This window comes from Bacillus oleivorans, assembly GCF_900207585.1.
GTDB lineage: Bacteria > Bacillota > Bacilli > Bacillales > JC228 > Bacillus_BF > Bacillus_BF oleivorans.
This window is the reverse complement of the sequence record NZ_OAOP01000002.1, coordinates 14,774-34,663: the sequence shown is the minus strand read 5'-3', so window position 1 is coordinate 34,663 and position 19,890 is coordinate 14,774. Positions and strand designations below refer to the sequence as shown.

21 protein-coding genes and 1 pseudogene are annotated in these 19,890 nt (G+C 38.5%); 6 read left to right on the top strand and 16 right to left on the bottom strand.

What is annotated here, in order from left to right; translation table 11 throughout:
• Positions 1 to 15: 15 nt before the first annotated feature.
• Positions 16 to 1,146, bottom strand: a complete 1,131-nt coding sequence (yqeH, locus tag CRO56_RS03615) for a ribosome biogenesis GTPase YqeH (RefSeq protein ID WP_097157256.1) — start codon at positions 1,144 to 1,146, stop codon at positions 16 to 18.
• Positions 1,128 to 1,682, bottom strand: coding sequence for a YqeG family HAD IIIA-type phosphatase (locus tag CRO56_RS03610; RefSeq protein ID WP_097157934.1), 555 nt, complete (start codon positions 1,680 to 1,682; stop codon positions 1,128 to 1,130). The genes yqeH and CRO56_RS03610 overlap by 19 nt, the downstream gene beginning before the upstream one ends.
• A gap of 364 nt (positions 1,683 to 2,046) precedes the next feature.
• Here CRO56_RS03610 and CRO56_RS03605 point away from each other — a divergent pair, with 364 nt between their 5' ends.
• Positions 2,047 to 2,187, top strand: a complete 141-nt coding sequence (locus CRO56_RS03605) for a sporulation histidine kinase inhibitor Sda (protein WP_097157255.1) — start codon at positions 2,047 to 2,049, stop codon at positions 2,185 to 2,187.
• A 50-nt stretch (positions 2,188 to 2,237) separates the two neighbouring features.
• Here CRO56_RS03605 and CRO56_RS03600 read toward each other — a convergent pair whose 3' ends face one another.
• Positions 2,238 to 3,029 (bottom strand): phosphatidylserine decarboxylase, encoded by a 792-nt coding sequence (locus tag CRO56_RS03600; protein ID WP_245855568.1) that lies wholly within the window; start codon positions 3,027 to 3,029, stop codon positions 2,238 to 2,240.
• Between the two features lie 116 nt (positions 3,030 to 3,145).
• Between CRO56_RS03600 and pssA the strand changes: the two genes are divergently transcribed.
• Positions 3,146 to 3,685, top strand: a complete 540-nt coding sequence (gene pssA / locus CRO56_RS03595; RefSeq protein ID WP_097157254.1) for a CDP-diacylglycerol--serine O-phosphatidyltransferase — start codon at positions 3,146 to 3,148, stop codon at positions 3,683 to 3,685.
• A gap of 66 nt (positions 3,686 to 3,751) precedes the next feature.
• Here the strand turns inward: pssA and CRO56_RS03590 are convergent, their stop codons facing one another.
• Complete coding sequence (locus CRO56_RS03590; protein WP_097157253.1) at positions 3,752 to 5,533, bottom strand: M3 family oligoendopeptidase; 1,782 nt, start codon at positions 5,531 to 5,533, stop codon at positions 3,752 to 3,754.
• A 160-nt stretch (positions 5,534 to 5,693) separates the two neighbouring features.
• Positions 5,694 to 5,840: a hypothetical protein gene (locus CRO56_RS22760; RefSeq protein WP_179714163.1), complete on the bottom strand. Its 147-nt coding sequence runs from the start codon at positions 5,838 to 5,840 to the stop codon at positions 5,694 to 5,696.
• Positions 5,841 to 6,144: 304 nt separating this feature from the next.
• On the opposite strand from CRO56_RS22760, the gene CRO56_RS22755 reads away from it, so the two are divergent.
• Entirely contained in the window at positions 6,145 to 6,294 is a 150-nt protein-coding gene (locus tag CRO56_RS22755) for a hypothetical protein (protein WP_179714162.1), read from the top strand.
• 238 nt (positions 6,295 to 6,532) lie between these two features.
• On the top strand, positions 6,533 to 7,498 hold the full coding sequence (locus CRO56_RS03585; RefSeq protein ID WP_097157252.1) for a F510_1955 family glycosylhydrolase: 966 nt from the start codon (positions 6,533 to 6,535) through the stop codon (positions 7,496 to 7,498).
• Between the two features lie 33 nt (positions 7,499 to 7,531).
• On the opposite strand, the gene CRO56_RS03580 is transcribed toward CRO56_RS03585, so the two are convergent.
• The 7 genes and pseudogenes from CRO56_RS03580 to CRO56_RS03550 form a co-directional block, all read right to left on the bottom strand.
• Positions 7,532 to 8,035, bottom strand: a complete 504-nt coding sequence (locus CRO56_RS03580) for a DUF1648 domain-containing protein (protein ID WP_097157251.1) — start codon at positions 8,033 to 8,035, stop codon at positions 7,532 to 7,534.
• A gap of 138 nt (positions 8,036 to 8,173) precedes the next feature.
• Positions 8,174 to 8,560 (bottom strand): annotated as a pseudogene (locus CRO56_RS03575) (sigma-70 family RNA polymerase sigma factor); the annotation flags it as partial.
• A 13-nt stretch (positions 8,561 to 8,573) separates the two neighbouring features.
• Entirely contained in the window at positions 8,574 to 10,070 is a 1,497-nt protein-coding gene (locus CRO56_RS03570; protein ID WP_097157250.1) for a recombinase family protein, read from the bottom strand.
• 161 nt (positions 10,071 to 10,231) lie between these two features.
• Positions 10,232 to 10,870, bottom strand: a complete 639-nt coding sequence (locus CRO56_RS03565; RefSeq protein WP_097157249.1) for a replication-relaxation family protein — start codon at positions 10,868 to 10,870, stop codon at positions 10,232 to 10,234.
• Positions 10,806 to 12,020 carry an FtsK/SpoIIIE domain-containing protein gene (locus CRO56_RS03560; protein WP_097157248.1) on the bottom strand — a complete coding sequence of 405 codons (1,215 nt, stop codon included), beginning with the start codon at positions 12,018 to 12,020 and terminating at the stop codon, positions 10,806 to 10,808. Before CRO56_RS03560 ends, CRO56_RS03565 begins: the two co-directional genes overlap by 65 nt.
• Positions 12,020 to 12,238 carry a hypothetical protein gene (locus CRO56_RS03555; RefSeq protein ID WP_097157247.1) on the bottom strand — a complete coding sequence of 73 codons (219 nt, stop codon included), beginning with the start codon at positions 12,236 to 12,238 and terminating at the stop codon, positions 12,020 to 12,022. The genes CRO56_RS03560 and CRO56_RS03555 overlap by 1 nt, the downstream gene beginning before the upstream one ends.
• A gap of 154 nt (positions 12,239 to 12,392) precedes the next feature.
• A complete protein-coding gene (locus CRO56_RS03550) occupies positions 12,393 to 12,662 on the bottom strand; it encodes a hypothetical protein (RefSeq protein ID WP_097157246.1) in 270 nt (89 codons plus the stop codon).
• A gap of 213 nt (positions 12,663 to 12,875) precedes the next feature.
• Here CRO56_RS03550 and CRO56_RS03545 point away from each other — a divergent pair, with 213 nt between their 5' ends.
• Both CRO56_RS03545 and CRO56_RS03540 read left to right on the top strand, forming a co-directional pair.
• Complete coding sequence (locus CRO56_RS03545; RefSeq protein ID WP_097157245.1) at positions 12,876 to 13,091, top strand: helix-turn-helix transcriptional regulator; 216 nt, start codon at positions 12,876 to 12,878, stop codon at positions 13,089 to 13,091.
• Positions 13,078 to 13,584 carry a DUF2569 domain-containing protein gene (locus tag CRO56_RS03540; RefSeq protein WP_097157244.1) on the top strand — a complete coding sequence of 169 codons (507 nt, stop codon included), beginning with the start codon at positions 13,078 to 13,080 and terminating at the stop codon, positions 13,582 to 13,584. The genes CRO56_RS03545 and CRO56_RS03540 overlap by 14 nt, the downstream gene beginning before the upstream one ends.
• Before the next feature lie 245 nt (positions 13,585 to 13,829).
• Here CRO56_RS03540 and CRO56_RS03530 read toward each other — a convergent pair whose 3' ends face one another.
• The 4 genes from CRO56_RS03530 to CRO56_RS03510 form a co-directional block, all read right to left on the bottom strand.
• Positions 13,830 to 14,585, bottom strand: a complete 756-nt coding sequence (locus CRO56_RS03530; protein ID WP_097157242.1) for an N-acetylmuramoyl-L-alanine amidase family protein — start codon at positions 14,583 to 14,585, stop codon at positions 13,830 to 13,832.
• The gene (locus CRO56_RS03525; protein ID WP_097157241.1) at positions 14,585 to 14,953 is read right to left on the bottom strand and encodes a phage holin family protein; all 369 of its coding nucleotides are present in this window, start codon (positions 14,951 to 14,953) and stop codon (positions 14,585 to 14,587) included. Before CRO56_RS03525 ends, CRO56_RS03530 begins: the two co-directional genes overlap by 1 nt.
• Positions 14,954 to 15,208: 255 nt before the next feature.
• Positions 15,209 to 19,450 carry an ATP synthase subunit B family protein gene (locus CRO56_RS03515; RefSeq protein ID WP_097157239.1) on the bottom strand — a complete coding sequence of 1,414 codons (4,242 nt, stop codon included), beginning with the start codon at positions 19,448 to 19,450 and terminating at the stop codon, positions 15,209 to 15,211.
• A gap of 4 nt (positions 19,451 to 19,454) precedes the next feature.
• A complete protein-coding gene (locus tag CRO56_RS03510; protein WP_097157238.1) occupies positions 19,455 to 19,868 on the bottom strand; it encodes a M23 family metallopeptidase in 414 nt (137 codons plus the stop codon).
• Between the last annotated feature and the right edge of the window lie 22 nt (positions 19,869 to 19,890).

Sequence of the window (19,890 nt, the reverse complement as noted above, 5' to 3'; positions counted from 1 at the left end):
TCATATAGATACTTCTTATATTAAAGATCGTCTTAGTAATACTGAGATTCCTTTTGGAGCATATGCGGCCACCTTGACTCCTTTTTCTTGAATAGTTACCCAGCCTAACCCTGAAAAGACTATATCGGTTTTATCCTCTTTTATCGAAAATTCATGTCTTACCAACGGCGGAAAGTTTTCCTTACTCTCCTGATCAGGAGGGGACAGAAGCTCTCCTAAATGGTTTTGATACAATTCGTCTGCTTTTTCGATTTTCGTGCGGTGAATCGGCAATTCATTTGAAAAATAGTGAATAAAGGAATGCCGTTCTCCGATAATAAAATCAAGCCTTCCCAATCCTCCATAGAAAAGGGTTTGTCCCTCGTTCAGCTGATAGACTTTTGGCTTAATTTCTTTTTTAGGGGTGATCACCTTCAAATCTTTTTTACTGACAACATGAGCCATTTGATGACGATTAATGATTCCCGGAGTATCAATCATGCTTTGCTCATCATCTAAAGGAATTCTGATAAAATCAAGCGTAGTCCCCGGAAAATGAGATGTCGTAATAACATCCTTTGCTCCCGCAACTTGTTCAATTATTTTATTAATAAAGGTAGATTTCCCCACATTTGTAGTACCGACAACATAAACATTGCGTCCATTTCTATGGTGTTCAATTAGCGAGATAGCTTCTTCCATTCCGATCCCCTTATGGGCACTGACAAGGGCAATATCCAGCGGTTTTAGCCCCAGCTCTTTCGCTTGCTTATTCATCCACTGAATTAACTTGCTTTGTTTCACCGATTTAGGAAGCAAATCCACTTTATTTCCAATCAGTAAAACAGGGTTTTTCCCTGCAAACCTCTGAATCCCATTTAGCCAGCTGCCGTTAAAATCAAAGATATCCACAATTTTTACGACAAGGGCATCATCTTGACTTATCCGATGAATCATTTTGAGAAAATCATCATCAGTCAGCTCTACGTCCTGAACTTCATTATAATGTTTTAAACGAAAACACCGTTTACAAACGATTTCCTCCTTTTCAAGTGCAGAAGGGGGAGCATATCCTATTTTTTCTGGGTCTTCAGTTTGAATCAATACCCCACACCCGATACAATTGAAAACTAAGTTCTGTGAATTTGTCACGACCTGTCCTCCCATTGGATATAGCCTTTCTTCTTAAAAAATTTTAATAGTCTTCTTTCTACCATTCGGTTAAACCTCGTAAAAAAACCATCAGATTGTGCAACAGGCACGACTAAGATCGTATGAAACCCTGCCCTGTTCCCGCCAAAAACATCCGTCAAAAGCTGGTCACCAATGACCACCGTTTCTTCTTTTTTTACATTTAAAACAGTTATGGCCCGGTAAAAGGCGCGTGTCATTGGTTTTCTTGCCTGATATATAAATGGTATGTTTAAGGGTTCCGCAAATAAACGAACCCGTTCCTTTTGATTATTTGAAACAATCGCCACTAAAATATGATTTTTTTTCATCTCTTCAAACCATTCAATCAGGCGGGGAGTCGCACTCGGACGATCCCACTCAACCAGGGTGTTATCCAAATCAGTAATGATCGCCTTTATTCCTTTTTCCTTTAGCTTTTCAGGTGTAATTTCAAATATATTCTTTACGTGCTCAGCCGGCAAAAAACTCGTCAGCACTTTATTCACCTCGTTACTATCTATGACTTTCATCATCATACCTAATTTTTCATTTTGTTTCAAAATATTACGTAACAATGATTTAATTTTTATGCTAAACCCTTCATAGTATATACGATTATTGTCGAAATTCGTAATTCCAAAAATATTTTTCGACAAATTGACCCCCTTTTCAACAGTTGTGGATAACTTTATACACATTGTTCACATATATAAATCGTGGAACCCTGAGTTTTACACACAACTTAATAACAGGTTATCCACTATTACCTGTGGATAATAGAACGCTTGTTCTAACAATTTAAATTTGTTAGATTGTATGTACACCAAGCAATCTATTAATATATGCAAAGGCCTTGGTGAATAGAACCCTTATTTCAGCTGGAGGTGAATGTCGATGAGAAGATTATCTGATCAGCTATTGCTTGAATCCTACTACAAGGCAAGAGAATTAAATTTAAGTCCTGAGTTTATTCGCCTCATCGAGACAGAAATTCAGCGTCGTTCTTTAACTCATCACGTGAAAATTAGTTCTTAAAAAAATGACAAGCTCTGTTATCATAACAGAGCTTTTTTTCTTCCCTTTAGTTACTCGCTTTCAATTATGGTTCCTAGAGGATCCCCCATGAAGATGGTAGTTCCCTTTTTTAGCCTCTGGTTCATTTCCATAAATCCTTTTGGAAATAAAAGGACAACAGACGATCCAAAGGAAAAATAACCAAGCTCCTCGCCCTTTTCTACCCAATCATTTGGATTTGTCCACTCAATACTATTCACAAACATAGCCCCTATTTTGATAATCGCGTACTTCCCATAGCCACCATTAATTTCAGTCGCTAACCGGTAATTCTTAGATAAAGGCGATTTACCATAACGGAGACCTAAGCGATTCACGGGATAGGATTTTTTGCCTAGTACATGCTTTGAAATAATTTTTCCGCTGTATGGGGCATGAATCCGATGATAATGCGCTGGACTTAAATAAAGCAGAGCAAACTGGCCGCCAATGTAGTCCATTGCGATTGACTCATTTCCCAGCATTTCCTTAACAGAATAAACCTTCCCTTTAATAACCATTTCGGTGTTTTCTGTAATGACTCCCCATTCTTCAAGAACTCCATCGACCGGGCTGATTATAATATTTTCCCCTTTTTGAATAACGCGTGCCCCATTTTTTAATTTCCGAATAAAAAAGTCCTGAAGCGATGGATATTGCTTAGGCGGGATCATAAGCTCATGAGGATTTATTTTATAGGCTTTCATGTATAATGGAATAAGAGCTCTGCTCCATTTCGACATGGTTATCCTTTGCAAAAGCCTACTTGTTACAGGACCATTTGTAAGCTCAATCATGGTGCGATATAGTTTTTCTTTTACCAACGAACTTCACCTATTTCCACAGAAAAAAATCTTTACCTGTTCTTATAATATCCGTACAATAATGATATTATAATATAATAAGCGTTTACCTTCTATATTTTAGGAGAGTGATAAGATTGTTTTTAGCTCATGTTTTGGATATTACTGTGAAAAAGCTGAAATCACAAGCAGCCAATTTTATCACACTATCCAATCTCTTTTTAGGTGCCTTTGCGATTTTATTTGTGACAAAGGGGCAATTACATCTTAGTCTTACCTTAATCTTTTTAGCTGCATTAATGGACCGCTTTGATGGAATGATGGCGAGAAAGCTGCAAACAGAATCAGAGTTTGGTAAACAACTAGATTCAATGTGCGATATTATTTCCTTCGGAGTTGCTCCAGCCTTGCTATTGTATCATGGGATCCTCTATGAATTTGGTGCTGCTGGAATGTTTGTTTCAATTTTTTATATTAGCTGTGGAGCCATCCGTCTGGCCCGGTTTAATATTTCTGAACAACAGGGATATTTTACAGGAGTGCCGATTACAGTATCTGGGTGCATTGGGACATTACTATTTCTTTTTACCGCCATTATTCCATCTTACGTCTATTTATTTATAACAGTAATCCTGTCATTAAGTATGGTCAGTCCCATTAAAGTTAAAAAGCTTTAGCCTTTTTGGAGCAAATATTTATTGTAAAGGAAGAGGAGGCTCTAACAGAAGCCTCCTCTTTTTTCTTTATTTCGTCATTTCTAAAAATTCTTCTACATCTTTTACAATTGGTTTCAACGCATTTTCCCAGAAAGATTTTTCGGTTAAATCTGCCTGCAAATGCTTTTGCGCTAAATCCTCTACTGTCATTGAGCCTGTGTCTTTTAGTAAAGCAATGTATTTTTCTTCAAAGCCTTTACCTTCCTCTGTTGCTCTTTGGTAAATTCCCATTGAGAATAGGAATCCAAATGTATATGGGAAGTTATAGAACGGTACTCCTGTTATATAGAAATGCAATTTAGATGCCCAGAATAATGGATGGTATTCTCCAAGTGCATCGCAATAGGCTTCTTTTTGTGCTTCAAGCATGAGCTCGTTCAAACGCTGATAAGACACATTTCCACTTTTTCGCTCTTCATAGAAACGGGTTTCAAATAGGAACCGGGCATGGATGTTCATTAATAAAGCAACTGCCCGCTGCAGCTTATCTTCTAATAAAGAAAGTTTTTCTTCTTCATTTTTGGCATGTTTCACTGATGCATCACTTACAATCATTTCAGCAAAAGTAGAAGCCGTCTCTGCGACATTCATTGCGTATCCTTTGTTTAGCGGATGAACCTCCCTTAAGGCATAGCTATGAAAAGCATGGCCTAATTCATGGGCAAGCGTAGACACGTTTGAAGTCGTACCGCTAAACGTCATAAAAATACGGGATTGGTCACTTTCAGGAAACCCTGTACAGAAACCGCCTGGTCGCTTGCCAGGTCTGTCTTCTGCTTCAATCCATCTGTCTTCAAATGCTTTTTGCGTAAATGAGGTTAATTGCTCCCCAAATTCTTTAAAGTTTTGTAAGATAAACTCTGCTCCCTCTTGATAACTTACTTTAGATTCGCTTGCTCCAATTGGGGCATCCAGGTCATACCAGTTTAGTTTTTCCAAGCCTAAAAGCTGTGCTTTTCTTTCAAGATATTGAACCAGGTATTTTTTATACTCGACAATAGTATTCCACATTGCATCTAATGTTTTCTTTTGCATCCGGTTGTATTGAAGCGGTTCTTTTAATACATCTTCCCAGCCTCGGTGCTTGTAAACCTGAAGACGGAAGCCTGCTAGGTGATTTAACGTTGTAGATAGGTAGTCTCCCTGTTCACCCCAAGCTTTTTCCCAGTCCTGGAATACTCGTTTACGTACTTCTCGATCACTGTTGGAAAACTTATTAGAGGCCTGACCGACAGACAAGAGTTTTTCTTCTCCATTTTCTTTGAATGAAATCTGAATGTTTTTTACGATGTGGTCATAGAATTGGCCCCAGCCATGATAACCATCTACACCTAACGAATTAATCAGGGATTCTTGCTCTACAGATAATTTCTCACTCATCTTTTGTCTTCTTTCATTAAGAACAAAAGAGATTTCCCTGAACGGCTCGTTTTGCAGGAGTTCATTCCAGACTGTATCATCAAATTCAGTTAGTTTTTGATCTAGTACAGTTAAGGATGTTTGAAATTGCGCACTTAAATCGTTTAATTTGACTCTCCATTCAACCGCTTTGTCATCCTTTGTATTTTGAGCTGTTAAACAGCTGACAAAGGCACCAGCTTGTCTCATCTTATATGAAACGTTTGCAAAAGTTGTGAGAACTTCATCCAATCCTTCTGAGTCTTGCGCCTGATAGCTTTGAATCTGATTAGTGAAGGACAGAACCTTTTCTTCAAGTTCTTTTATGTAATGTTTAAATTCCTCGGACTCACTGCCTCCCTTAAAAAATACATCTAAGTCCCAAGTTTCCGAGTAAGTTTTTGTCGCCAAATGGCACCCCTCCAATTGCAAGAATTATCATTATTATAAAACGATTCCTATGAAATTACTATTCATTTATTTCGATTCCCTAAAGTTCTGTTTTCCGTTGCAAACAAAAAAGGGTGAATCGAGAACCTCAGCCTGGATCACCCCAAATTTATTGAAGACTTTATTTACCCCAGCACCACCAGCCGCCAAAGATTAGCAAAAGGACGAGCAGTACCACCACTAAAGCTAAGTAGGCTCCGCCAGTCCCATAGCTAACCACTGGTACTGGGTAAGGAACACCACATGTGTATGGATATGGGTATGGCATGATATCCCCCTCCTCGTCTTGATTCTACAATATTTTATGAGACAATCGACCAGATAGTATGGGCGAAAGAATTAGCTTTTATTTCATTATCCCAATAAAATTTTTAAAGGCAGCCTTACCGTTCCCGGAAATTTCCTTCTACATTTTGCATAGCCCAACGATTCCTTGTCTCTCTTTTTATTCATTGGCTTGATAATTCGATAAATTTTGTAATCGGGATACTACACAAGGACCACTAATTTTTTATATAATAATAGTAATTATAAACGTTTGAAAATTCTAAATATAAGGAGGGGTGGTGGAGATGAAAGTAATTGCGATTTGCAGGAAATGTAATGGAACAGGAACAGTTAAAAGTTATGGAATGATTTCAAAAAATTGTCCAGTATGCAAAGGAAAAGGGAAAACTGTAGTCAAAGTGAAAGATTTAAAGAAGGATTATCAAAATCTATGAAGCCGAGCTTTATATGTTTGATAGAACTCATTCGAGTTTAATACTAACAGCGACTAAAGGACTAGCGGTGTGTGTAGACTTTTCTTATATACTAGTTTCGTTTCATTATGATCAATCGTTATTTCCCCCTAAACCTCCACGCAAGATTTAATATTCTCAATTTGTTCACATGATTTTTATTCCATTTTCGCTTATAGTGGTAATAACAAGGCAACAATACAATAGAGGTGTTTATAAATTGCGAAAATGGATATCAGCAACAATAATTGCACTTGTGCTTCTAGCGGCATGTTCCCAAGAGGAAGAGCGGCAGATCGCTGAAACAGAAGAACATCAAACGAGTGAAGGTGCTACTCAAGAATCAAACCTTGCTTACCTAATTCAAAGTGAAGAGCTAACAATTGACCATATCCATGGGATTGGGTATAACTTAGAAAATGAATTAATGGTTGCAACCCACCATGGACTAAAACTGAACCGTGACGGAGTATGGTATGAAACAACCAAAAACCTTCATGACTATATGGGGTTTCAAGTCACTGAAGATGGTTTTCTCGTCAGCGGACACCCTGAAGAAGGGTCATCCTTGAAAAATCCGCTCGGCTTAGTTAAAGCAAGTGACTACGGAGAGAACCTGGAAACTATCGAATTTTCTGGAGAGTCGGACTTCCACTTCTTAGGTGCAAGCTTTTCAGATCAGGATCTTTATGTCATTAATGAACAGCCAAATTCAGAGCTAGATCAAGGCTTTTACCATTCTCCTGATGGCGGACAAAGCTTTGACCAGCCGGAAATGGCCGGATTTGACGCCGACTCATTCGGCATGATTGCGGTTCATCCAAGTAATGGAGATATCGTAGCAATGGCAACCAGAGAAGGAGTATATGGGTCAACTGATGGCGGAGACACTTTTTCAAAATGGGCAGAAGGGATGATCACCGCCCTTGCATTTTCTGAAAAACAACTAGTATATGCCAGTGTCTCTAATGACAGTACGATTTCTTTACATAGCTATTCACTCGAAAGTAAAGAAAAGGCAGCAATAGTCATTCCGCATCTAGATTATGATAATCCTATAACGTTCATTGCGGTTTCTCCAACAGATTCAAATCAGATTGCGATAACAACCTATGATTTGGATATACTTCAGACGAAAAATTTCGGTGCCAATTGGGAGCCATTAATTCAAGATGGTAAAATGTAATAAGCTGTTACTTTTTTGTAACAGCTTTTTGTTTTACTTCAACCGAAAAGATCTTATCATAAAAATAGCTATAGTCCCGAAAATGATACCAAGCGTAATCGGCAAATCCCATACGCCAAGCCCATTTTCTCCATCTTTAGCAACGTCAATCGTGCTAAAGGTTAGATATGCAAATAATAAAAGCATTTCATTTTTTATCAAATTAAACAGAAGTTTTCCGTTTTTATATTGCCGTTCAACGTTTTCAGGTTTAATAGTAACCATATAATTAAAAGTATGCGGGTATTTTTCAAAAGCCGCCATTATCATCCAAAGGATTGTTCCAACTATGGGAAGAATCCATAATGCTCCTTTGTTTCCCCACGCATCCGCTTCCCCTAATGCATTAAAATGGGTAGGAACTTGGCTGGGAATATCATTCCATTGAATGAGGATATAAACAATATTTGCAAAGAATATGAATCCTGCAATGATATCGAATCCCTTCTCAAAGGCAGATTTCGGAATATCCATTTTGGGTCTGTTTTCATATTTCATACTAACTCTCCAATTCTAATCCTATATTCCTAATATTTACGATGGTTAAAGACAAAAGGTTTCATGTTCATTTTATAAAACATAAAACGGAGGAATCCCATTTCCAAAAAAGCAGTGGGAGTCCTCCGTTTCTCTTTGTTATTTATTCTTTTTCTCTTTCTCAGCCCGGTAAAACTCATGGAACATTTTCATTAATGCTCTTTTTTCAATTCTTGACACATAGCTCCTCGATATTCCGAGTTCCTTTGCGATTTCACGCTGCGTTTTTTCCTTTTGTAAATCAAGGCCAAATCGCCCGATAATCACCTCTTTTTCACGGCCATCTAAAACATCGATGTATTCTTTTACTTTTTCTAATTCCATATTTAATTGAATCGTGTCAATTACATCATCGGAATCTGATTTTAACACATCAATTAAACTTATTTCATTTCCTTCTTTATCCTGCCCAATTGGATCATGTAAGGAAACATCTTTTTTTGTTTTCTTTAATGCCCGTAAATGCATAAGTATTTCGTTTTCGATTACATTAGATGTGCTAAAAAAGATGTATTTCTACCTCTGAATGGTCTTTTGTCAAATACACCTGCTTTACCAACGTTCTAATAATCTTCTGCTTAGCTTCAAACGGTATACTCTCCCCTTTATAAGCAAAGAACATATTTAAACTTTCTCTCAATCTCTGCGTGTCTGCTTCTGTTTCTTCTTTGTCTTTTGTTTGCTCTTTAATCTTATCTAATTGGATTTTAAGAGCCTTTTCTTCCTGTTGTATATCCGCTATTTCGTTTTTGATGTCAGTCAGATCAATATCATCTGATATCTTGACTAATTCGATAAGTCGTTTTTTAGCTTTCTGCAGACCGTTAATTTTGTCAGTTAAAGATTTTTGTAGATTTATAAGGTTAGTAGGACTTTTTTTCTTCTTTTTATATTCACCAAATTTTTCAGGATTATTTAATATTGAAAGAACGTTTTCCCATACAAATTTTTCTACTTCCTGAATTTTGATTTGATTGCCGCAGCCGGGGTTTTTTGCTCCGGCCGAATTTTTACGGTCCGTATACATTAGGACTTTTTGGCCCCACCATGTTGCTTTTGTTCCAACCATAGTATTCCCACAATCTGAACACCGTAACAAACCTGAAAGCAAATAGTCATTTTGCGCTTTCTTTGAATACCTTCTTCTCGCGACTTCTAATAATTCCTGCGCTCGTATGTATTGTTCGTCCGATATGATCCTTGGAATCTCTGTATATATCCATTCTTCTTTAGGACGTGTTTTTTGCTTTCTCGACAACCCCAACTGCATACGAACATAATCACCTTCGGAATTAGTTTTATTTAATGCGTAACGGCCGGTATAAGCTTCATTCATTAAAATTTGACGTACTACATTACGATGCCATATTTTCTTTCCTGTTGCAGTTGGAATGCCGTGGTCGGTTAAATATTTCGCAATGGAGTTCATTCCCTGACAAGGACTATCTGGATTGGTAAAATAATCGAAAATTAATTTCACGATTTTTGATTGTTCTGGATGAATGGTATAAGTCTTTTTATCCCTATCGTGATTATATCCATACAATCCATAATTCCCTATTTTACCGTCCTTCGCTTTTTTTAACTTTCCATTTCTAGTTCGTTGCTTGATCTTCTCTTTTTCAAATTCTGAAATAGCGCCACGAAAAGAGAAAAACATTTTTCCTTCAGGAGATTTATCATACTCCCCATTTACAAATACTACTTTAACCCCTTTTTTTCGAAATTCATCATCTATAATCAATTGGTTTAATAGCTTTCGCGCGAGACGATCCGGATCATAACAATAGACTTCATCGATAATTCCCTCTTCCACATCTTGGCGCAATTGTGAAAGTCCCGGTCTCTCTAAAATCTCACCAGACCATCCTTCATCGGTATAGATTAAAACATCATCCGTGTTTGCCTTCTTCCGGCAATCGTCTATCTGCGCCCCTATGCTGTATCCTCTTATAGCTTGTTCCTCTGTGGACACTCTGGCATATATCGCTTTCATTTTCTTTCTCCTTTTCTAACGAATCTATAATGATATCATAACAATCAAATAGTAATTCGTCAGTCACTTTACCACCTACAATTTTTACCTTCACTTAGCACCACCTCATGACATACATATGTCGAAGTGGTTTGTCCTTATTTAAAATAAAAAAAGAGAGTTTAAATGTCCTCTCTCGCGTACACTTCAAACTTCAATTGGGTGTTATTTAATATCCTTTCTATACTCACTTTCCTAAATTTATTAGCTGTATAAAACACAATCACTGGTTCTTTATTCTGGCCTTTAATTATCTCACTAGCTTTCACATATTTTTCTATCTTCTTTCTGTTTTCACTCATGGATTGAGTTCTATCTACTTCTAAAAAATGGAGCGCTCCTGAACGCTTATAAAGGGCATCACAGCGTATTATTTCTTCTCGGTAGGATAATCCTGCTTTAAGGTTTAAAACGAGTTCTTTCTCTATTTCAAAGTCGCTAGGACAGCCTAAATGAATAAAGAAATCATTCCGCATGAGATAGTGTTCAATGACCTCTGCACTCCATTTTCTTTCCTTCGTACTGCCTATTACATCTCGGCCAAGAGAGTTTAAATAATAGACATGTTCCCCGTTCCGTTCGTAAAACGGTTTCTTGTATAGGTATGCTTCCATTTCTTTTAAGATTCGTAACGTGTTAGGGCGTTTGCCTAACCGATGAATTGTTTGTATTTGTGATGTTGACACAAACCCCAGATTATCTAATGTAGAAAGTATCCTCTCCTGTCTGTTCTTCATTTTTTGGTGCATGGTGAGGATCATGATTCTTTACCTCCCATTGTTTCAGTCTAGCCTTCATTTCTTTATCGCTTATATAAGGCACTTGCATTTCACGTAATTCGTGGGTTTTGAATAAGGCTCTCCCTTTTATATCGCTTGGTAGTTCTTCGGCTCCATAATCGTCAATAGCGACTTGTGAAGCATATCCAGATGGTAGTCGGAAAGAAACTTTAGCATCTGAATTTTGCTTTACAGAACGCGGTAAAGTGTCGGCTGTTGGGTATTGGGTACAAAAGACCTCTCTAAACCCTAATGCCCCGCCTATACGGGTGATTTCTCCTAAGAAGTATTGGCACATACCAAGCAAGTCTTTTTGCTCTTTGGTCATCCATTTTTCAGGAGCTAGTTGGGCAGCTTCGTCTACTATAATGAAGATTCGCTTTTGCTCGGGAGTATCTACTACATTCGTCCAGCCGTTAGTACGGAAATATTTATACATTCTCTCCATCCGTTCATGGATCTCGGTTAAAAGTAAAGCTCCTTCCTCTGCGTTACTAGCAACCCTTCGAACCTGTTTTAATCGTTCATAAGGCCCAAACTCTAGCCCACCTTTTAAATCGATCAAATACAGTTCTATATCGTCTGGATGATGTTCTATGAGATAGGTCATTAATACTTTCAAGAATACTGTTTTCCCAAATCTAGTTGTTCCGGCTACAGTCATATGTGGAACGTGGTCAAAGTTATGCCATACCAACCCGTCAAACCGTTTGCCGATTGGTGCAACCCAACCCTCTTTATCCGGTAATTCACTGTATGGGAATAGTTCGGGGATTTCTTCATCATAGACCGAGAACTGTAGCATGCCTTTCTTATAAGCAACCTCCACAGGCTTCTGTAATCCATCCGTGAATACTTTGACTTCCTTCTCCATCTTGGCTAATTTGGAAGCTGGCAACCCTAAAGGGATGTTATAAAAATACCTGGTACCTATTTGTGTATCTCCATCAAATAACTTTTCTTTTTTCTTATAGGTAGGATATAGATAGGTTTCTTCCTCTCCTTTAGTTTTTCTGACCCCATAATTAACATTCCTCATGATCGTTTCGATTTTCTTTCTATCGGACTTTTTCGGGGATTTCGTGACAATAGCAAGAGTGCCGACTGCTAAAGGTATTATCCATTCAAGCATTACCTATCCCCTCTCTCCTTCCATCCGATAATGATATCTCCCCATTCACCTTTAGCCTTACAGATATAACTCATATCATCGTACCAATCCATGCTAACTTTATATAAATCACGGTCCGGATAAGAATCTTGAAGCAAGTTTAAAAATGCTTCCCATCCTTCTTTTTTAACAAACTTTTTCGTTTTCTTATGGCTAAATACTTCATCATAATCACTCATGCGCTCCCCTCCCAGCTTTGAGACATTCGAAGAATGACGAAAAGGTGGCTTTAGGTGAAAAAACCTAAAGACGTTTCAGTCCAACAAAACGAAATTATACAAGTAAGACAATAAATAAAATCAAGTTGTAAAGCTTGACTTGACAAGTGATACCTTACCAACCCATTACGATATGACGAAATAATCCATGCTTAAACACAAATAAGAGTATAGAGACTGCTATAGAACCTATCATGATAACCCTCATTAGTGTTTCATTAACGGAAAAACCCGCCTTTTCGAGTAAGACGAGTGTGAGTAAGACAGCTCCACTTGTGAGAAAGAAATTAAAGCCTATATCGACCATGTGAAATATTTGTGGGTCAGGGGTAATGGCTGCTAGTGACGGTCCTTTCATAAACTCCTGAAACTTAATAATCTCCATTTAGATTCACATCCTCTTCCATATAGCCCCAGCATTCTTCACATTCTCCACAATGACACATTACCATCACTCCTTTTTGGTTTTGATATTGAGTATATGGGCGAATATAATGGATGTTGCCTGTCTTTTTAAATTTAATTTAAGGTTTCCTCAAAATTATTTTTTTAAAGGAGTTTAAACAGAAATAAAGAATAACCTATTTGAGGTGTTCATATGAAAAGTTGTATAGGGGAACTAATTGAGAAGTCGGGGTATAAGAAAAAATACATAGCAGAAGTATTGAACATTTCTCCTACTCAGCTTTCAAATTGGATTGCTGGGCGGTCATACCCACCGTTAGAAAAAGCATTCAAGCTATCAAGATTATTAGGGGTAACGATTGAAGATTTATTTGAATACAAAGGGGAGTCTGAAGATGGAAACTGTTGAAATTAAAAAAGAAGAATTGGAACCTTGGGGTATTGGTGGATGGTTAATACTTATTGTTTTAGGCCTCGCTTTTAGCGCATTTAGTAGTGGTTTTTATATTCTTAATGATTTATCTCGTGTTTTTCTTGATAAAGAAACATGGAATTATTTGACTTCACCAGAGACAGGTTTACCTGGATTGTCTTATGCATTGATTTATGAGCTTATTTTTCACAGTTTGATTACGTTAGGATCTATTTACATGATTGTAATCATGTATAAGATGAAAAAATATTTTCCTATACGATTGACTATATTTTGGATATTAGTCTTAGTTTTAAACCTAATAAACATTATATTCACGCTTTCTATTTACTCGCGGATACCCGACTTTGATATAGTCTCGGCTCAACAAGGAATGTGGCAATCTATAATAAGAAATTTATTAACATGTATTATTTGGATTCCTTATCTTTATAAATCCAAACGCGTAAAAAATACATTCATACTTTAGAGGATTTTTAACTTATGAAGTGTCTTTATTGTGGGCAGAAAGAAGGAATTTATCCTCTTAAACAGTGGAATAAAGATGAAATTGAATATTATTGTGAGGACCATATAAAACAGGCCGAGAAATTCAATGAAAAACAGAAAAGAGCTTTCTATGAGTATTATAAAAATGAATTGCATAGGAGTTGGCTCTCTCCGAAATCTAGGGAATTGTGGGAGAAGATACACAAGGAAACAGCTACCCCCAAATCAAGGGAGTAGCTTCTTTCTGTTTATAGCCGTTACTAGTAGCCCAATCACATCAGAGTCAGATAGTTCGTCGATTTTGGCAGACCAATCATCTGAAAGGATGCCGACTTTGTGCAATTTACTTAACAATTCTTTAGTTTCTGTTTTTACAGTAGCTGAAGATGGATTGAATTGCGCCACTTCTTCATCACTCCTTGGTGGGCTATATGTACGCCCTGTTTGTTTACAATAGCCTTCAACAACCGCTTCGGCATACTTCTTCCAATCTAGCTTTAATTGTTCAATGTCATCCTTTTTGGAATCAGCGAATCCATACTCCACTATGACGGTATTGACTTTCCCTGTGTCACGGTGCATGAAGTAGTAATCTTTTCTGCTGTCATAAGGCAAGGAACGAGTGAACACCCTTCTAATGTTTTGCCCAGCTTTAAAAATAGCTTCTGCAAGTGCTTTGGCAAGGTGTCCTTCTGAATAAATGGAGTGAATGGTTTCTGCTCCGTCGCCGCCGCCTGCGTTAATATGGTTTGAGATACAGTGTTTTGCCCCACTATCACGGACTATCTTTGTACGTTGTTCTGGGCTTACATACACGTCTTTATCCCGTGTTAAGGCTACGGGTACCCCTAATTCTTTAAAGCGGTTATATTGATAAAGGGATATGTCTAGGACCATATCTTTTTCTTTCCAATATTGATTACTGCCTCCGCCGGGATCCTTGCCTCCATGCCCTGGGTCTACAATTAATTCAACACTCATTATTTATCACCTTTCCCTACCTTATTAGGGTCAAAATACTTTGTCAGGAAATTTAGATTAATTCCAATCCTAGAGAAATTCTCAATTATGCTTAATCCCTCATACACCACAATGCCCCATACACCTATTTGAATAATGTATCCGTCTGCATTAATAAAAGCATCCACAAACACTAGGAAGGCGAGTGCTACGAATATCCCTGCTTTTTTAATTAAGCCCACAAAATTAATGGAACTGTTTATTTTCTTTTCTACTCCTGCTGCTAATAATCCAGTTGCAATATCAAAAGCAACTAACCCTAAAGCTAAGTGCCATATGTTATTTCCTACGACTGACTTTATGTCAAATCCAAAGATTAACGTTTCCATATTTTCTCCTCCAATGTAAAAGGGGACTCAATAAGAGCCCCCTAAAAAAATTAAATAAATCATCAGTAATACTAATATCCAAGTAAATAGGTTCTCAAAGAAAACAATCTTAGGATCCCATTTTGTTCTAATCCTGTCTATCTTTGCTTTAAAGATAGGGTCGGTTTTCTCTCGTTCTGACAGCCAAGATACATAACAAATTAACGCAAATACAATCACGCATGCAACTCCAAAAAACACCATAAAGGAAAGCATTTATTCCCTCCCTTCTCGAATGACTTCCCTTGCTCTGGCGCTTGCTTCTCGTAGAATATCATCAATGATTTTTTCCGCTTTCTCAGGGCTTGCATTCCGTAAGCGTTCAAGTTGTTCCTGAATTCCTTTTTTCGTTTCTTCACCCATAATACGCTGCATTTCGGACTGTTCTTCTCCAGTCAGCTTATAGCCATCTAATGTTTTAGGTGCCAATCGTGGAGCCGCTGTTTTATCCCCTGTTTGGTTGATATAATCCAATAATACTTGCGCTTCTTCAGAAGGATTATATTGACTTACATAAGATGGATTTAGGAATACATTAAATAAATTATTCGATTGGTTTGGATACAATTCCTCTTTCTCGCCAAATGTATTATAGGACGGAGGTAATTGTTGTTGATATCCAGGTATACGATTTAGCGCTCTGTTCTGGAATACTTCTTTGAATGTAGGATCGTTGGTATTCCTTGCTGTATTATCGCCAGCTTTCCGGAACTGGTTCGCTAAAGTAGGTACAAAGGAACCTCCTGCGCTTGCCATAGAGCCCGCTAATTTTTCTGACCACGTTTCATTAGGTGGACCTGATACTATACGGTTAATTCCCGAGAGTGACGACATATTCACAATAGTATTAATCGCACTATCTCCTGCTCTTATAATTTTCTGAGATACCGTAGGGTTTTCACTTTCCTTATTAGCTTGACTAATGCCTGTGCCTAAAGCAATAGATAGTGCAAGTGGTTGTGCCCAATCATATGAAACGAACGTGTCACCTCTTCTTAATTCCAAATCAGAAAGATTGAACCCGTTAAATACAAATCGTTCGAGTGCAGAGATATTAATGCTATTCGGTTGTTTTCCTGCCATTCGTTCCAATTCTCTTACTTCGTAATCAGAATGTCCGGCAGACGTTAATACTCCTTTTTCAGCTAGGATAAAGCCTAAACCGGAAAGTCCGCCTGTTCCTATAATAGCTCTTGACAAGGCCAACTGAGCTTCACGGGCATCTAAAGGATTTTTCCCCATTCGCAGATAGTTTTTGATTAAATTAACAGAACGGATTAAGCCTGCTGGAGAGTATTCAAGTGCACGCATAACGAGATTTGCTGGTGTTTTAGGGAATGGCAAGATAAGGCTACCTAATCCAAAATCTTTCGTTTCAGCCATACCTAAAGTAAGGGCTTTAGTAGATAACTTATTCGCACCTTCTTTTACTTTTGTCAATCCCCTTGCTAAAGCTGTATTGTCTTGGAAGGTAGCATATTTTCCATACTGGTCAGCAATCGCCATCAAATTTTCGTCTGCTTCAAGGAAATATCGATCTGCCGCTTCTCTGAGTGCCCTGCCTTTTAATCCCTCATTCATAGCCCTTAAAGTCGCCTGTTCTCGTAACATTTGATTATAAGCTCGTAAATAACCAGCCGTATCAAAGGAACGCATAGTTACTCCGAGTAATTTTTCTGTCCAACGTAAAGGATTATATTTAGATACTAACATCTTTTTGACCGGCCCGAGATTCTGTGCATTAGAACTAAAAGCTGGAGAACGAAGGTCATAGGCGGTGTTAATGCCTAGTGGGTTGACTCCCTTCCACCCGGCTTTTCCTCCCATTTTCATACCTTTCCAGTAATCTCTAGTAGGGTCGAAGTAATTTTTCCAATTGAACTGCCCTGTATTAAACACAATAGTTCTTTTTGCCCCGGTGATTTTAGAGCGAATCGCATCTATCGGTACTGTGAGCAGTTTACTTGCCCGATCTATTCTGTAGAATACTTCATTACCGATGATATTACGTATTACAGTTAGTGGGTTTAATAACATGGCTTGGTAATGAGTAGATGCTATCATTTGTGCAAAAGTTGGTTGTTCTAATCTGACTAAAGCCGCTTGTAATTCCATGCTTGCATCAAACTTAGCATCACCAGTAGCATCTAGTAATTGCTTTGACAATCTTAATAACTCATCTGCCATATCGGGAGAAAGAGTTTTTTCTCTAATTGCTTTATCGACTACTTTTTCTGCCTGTGTTAAACGTTTGGTGGTTATCTTTTCGGTTTGAAGATTAAACGTTTCCGCCGCTTTGTTGTAAATCTGTTGCATGTACGGTCTGATTTCTTCGCCAAACTCTCTTATCATTTGTTCACTAAAGTCTGTGAATTTAACCGTACCTTTTGCGATTTTAGAAGCTCCAATGACTCCATAATCATAAAGCAAGTCAATTGGCAAGGAGTTAGCTGCGTTTCGTCTGGCTTGGATTCGTTTTCTAGCTAGTTCTTCTTGTTTTGCCATAAAGCTAACAACTTTATCACGGCTACGAGTATCTTTCACTGGTTTTACTTTTGGTGGTTTTGCCTTTGGATCTAAGTCAGACACAAACTTTTTCGCATCTTCAAAAAAATCTCGAATAATCTGTGCTTCTTCATCTGTTGGTGCTTGACCCTTCTTTAACCGTTGAACAATGTCGATTACGTTTTTCCCTACTTGTTCTTGACCCGTTAAGGCTTGAATCGTTTGAGCCGTAGCGACAAAGTCTTTTTGGAAATCCTCCGTTATGACGACTTTTTCTTGGTTGATTCCTCTATTTTGATTGATTCGGTTGACAGTCCTCTGTAGACGGACTAATTGACCTTGTGGAGATAAACGGTTGTATATAGACAACGCTTGAACGGACTGACCGGCTTTCGTTCCATACTCGGCAACCTGTTCCACTAAGTCTAAGGCTCTTTCATGTTGCCCTCTAGCCTGTAATTCGTCAATCAATCTAAAAGCTACGGTTGTATGTCTTGGATCCATTCTTTTAGCATTCTTGACAAATTGGAAGGCTTTTTCAATATCACGATTAATCAGCTCATTCGCATAATCAACTAACTCTTGATTGCTTAGACGTTGGTATGTTGTATCCATCGTTTCTAAGCCTTCTCTTAGGGGCTGTGTGGTCTTTTCTGATTGTTTAATAGTTTGGTATACCCTACGCTCATTCGGCACGCTAGAAGGCTGTATAGGTGTGCTAGAAGGCTGACCAAAAACGTCAGGAGTCTGCCTAGGTGATGCTAAGTTTACAACGTTAGGCTGTGTATTTAGTGGTTGAGCTGGTGTTGTTTGTGCTTGGTCTACCTGTTGTACCTTACTATTTGTTGGCGTACTCGCCGCAACCTCTGGATTAAATCTTTGGAACGGACTATTGACGATTGGTTCTAATGATTGATTTTGTACAATAGGGCGTACGTAATTAGGATTCGTTATATCTCTTGCAGTCGGCATCAGTTCATTAAACTGTGACGGTCTTGGTGCGTTTGATGTGCTTGGTGTGTCCATCACCCTTGCAAAATTCTGTGCCAGTTGTTCACGAGGTACAGCATTATCTACTGTATTTCGTAAGCCTTGAAATCCTTGTCTTACACCAGCTTGTATTCCATAAGCTAGAGGGTCTAAGACGGCTCCTCCCGCTATATCAATTCCAATATCCAGTAAGTGCTGTGGTAGGTTTTGATTGGAAGGATTCATGAGTTCCTGCCCAATTTCAATGCCGGTTCCAACTGTTCCCCCTACTATTGAACCTTTAGCCGCTTCGGATAGTCCTCGCTTAACTGCGTTTTGACCGCCCCATTGTGTGAGACCTTGCCCGACTCTCGAAGCGCCTAATACCCCATATCCACCGAAATAAAGAGGGGCAGATACTCCAACCGTTCCGACGATATCCGCCGCTTTTTCCATAGGCGTGTCGGCTTTGGATAAGTAATCTTCTTGCCATTCTTTAGGTAATTCGTATTTTTCAGCACCAGAAGAAACGGTTTTACCCGTTAAGTTATCGACACCCTGGAAGGCAGCGCGATTAAACCAATCTTGAACCGGTCCTAACGTATGATCGTATAGCCATTGTTGGGAATCGATAAAGAAGTTATCATCTTTGTATTTGTTTTTATCTTTTTTAGGTTTAGTGGAACCTTTGACCCAATCCCCCACACCTTGATTAATGATTTGGTCTTGCGCTTGTTTCATCAATTCTTCTTTAGTTGGTTTAGAAGGGGATACTTTTACATCAGACGGTCTTACTTCTGTCTCTACCGAATATCTCCCTGCAAAACGAGCGGCATCGGTTGCTTGGTCTCTTATTGATTCAAATTGTGTGCGTTCACCACTCAAGATACGCTCTCGTTCTCTATTAAAAAAGTCGGAAATAGAAGAGGACCCCGACATAACAGGGAGTCCTAATCGTTTCCGTTCTTCATCAAATATACTCATATCATCACCCCAATTGGAGGTATTTCCTTGGATTCAGGTTATTGTTGAGTTCCCCATTCTTGCGAACCTCATAATGAAGATGGGCTCCTGTCGATTTGCCTGTGTTCCCCGATTTTCCGAGTAGCGTACCAGTTGATATTTTTTGACCCTTTTTCACGTTGACACTGTCTAAATGACCGAATACATGGACATTTCCATTACTGTCCTTAATAGCTACGACATTTCCATATCCTCCGTAACCTGTACCACTTTTGCCCATTCCTGCATAAATGACTTCACCGCTAATGTTTGAGCCTACCGCTGTGCCTTTCGGGAGGGCTAGGTCTAATCCTTGGTGCGTTCTGACTTCTTTCGTGAACGGGTCGTTCCGCTTGCCCCAGTCTGACGTAACCTTGAATCCACCAGTTGCCCATTTCATCTGTTCACCTGACCACCCCTTT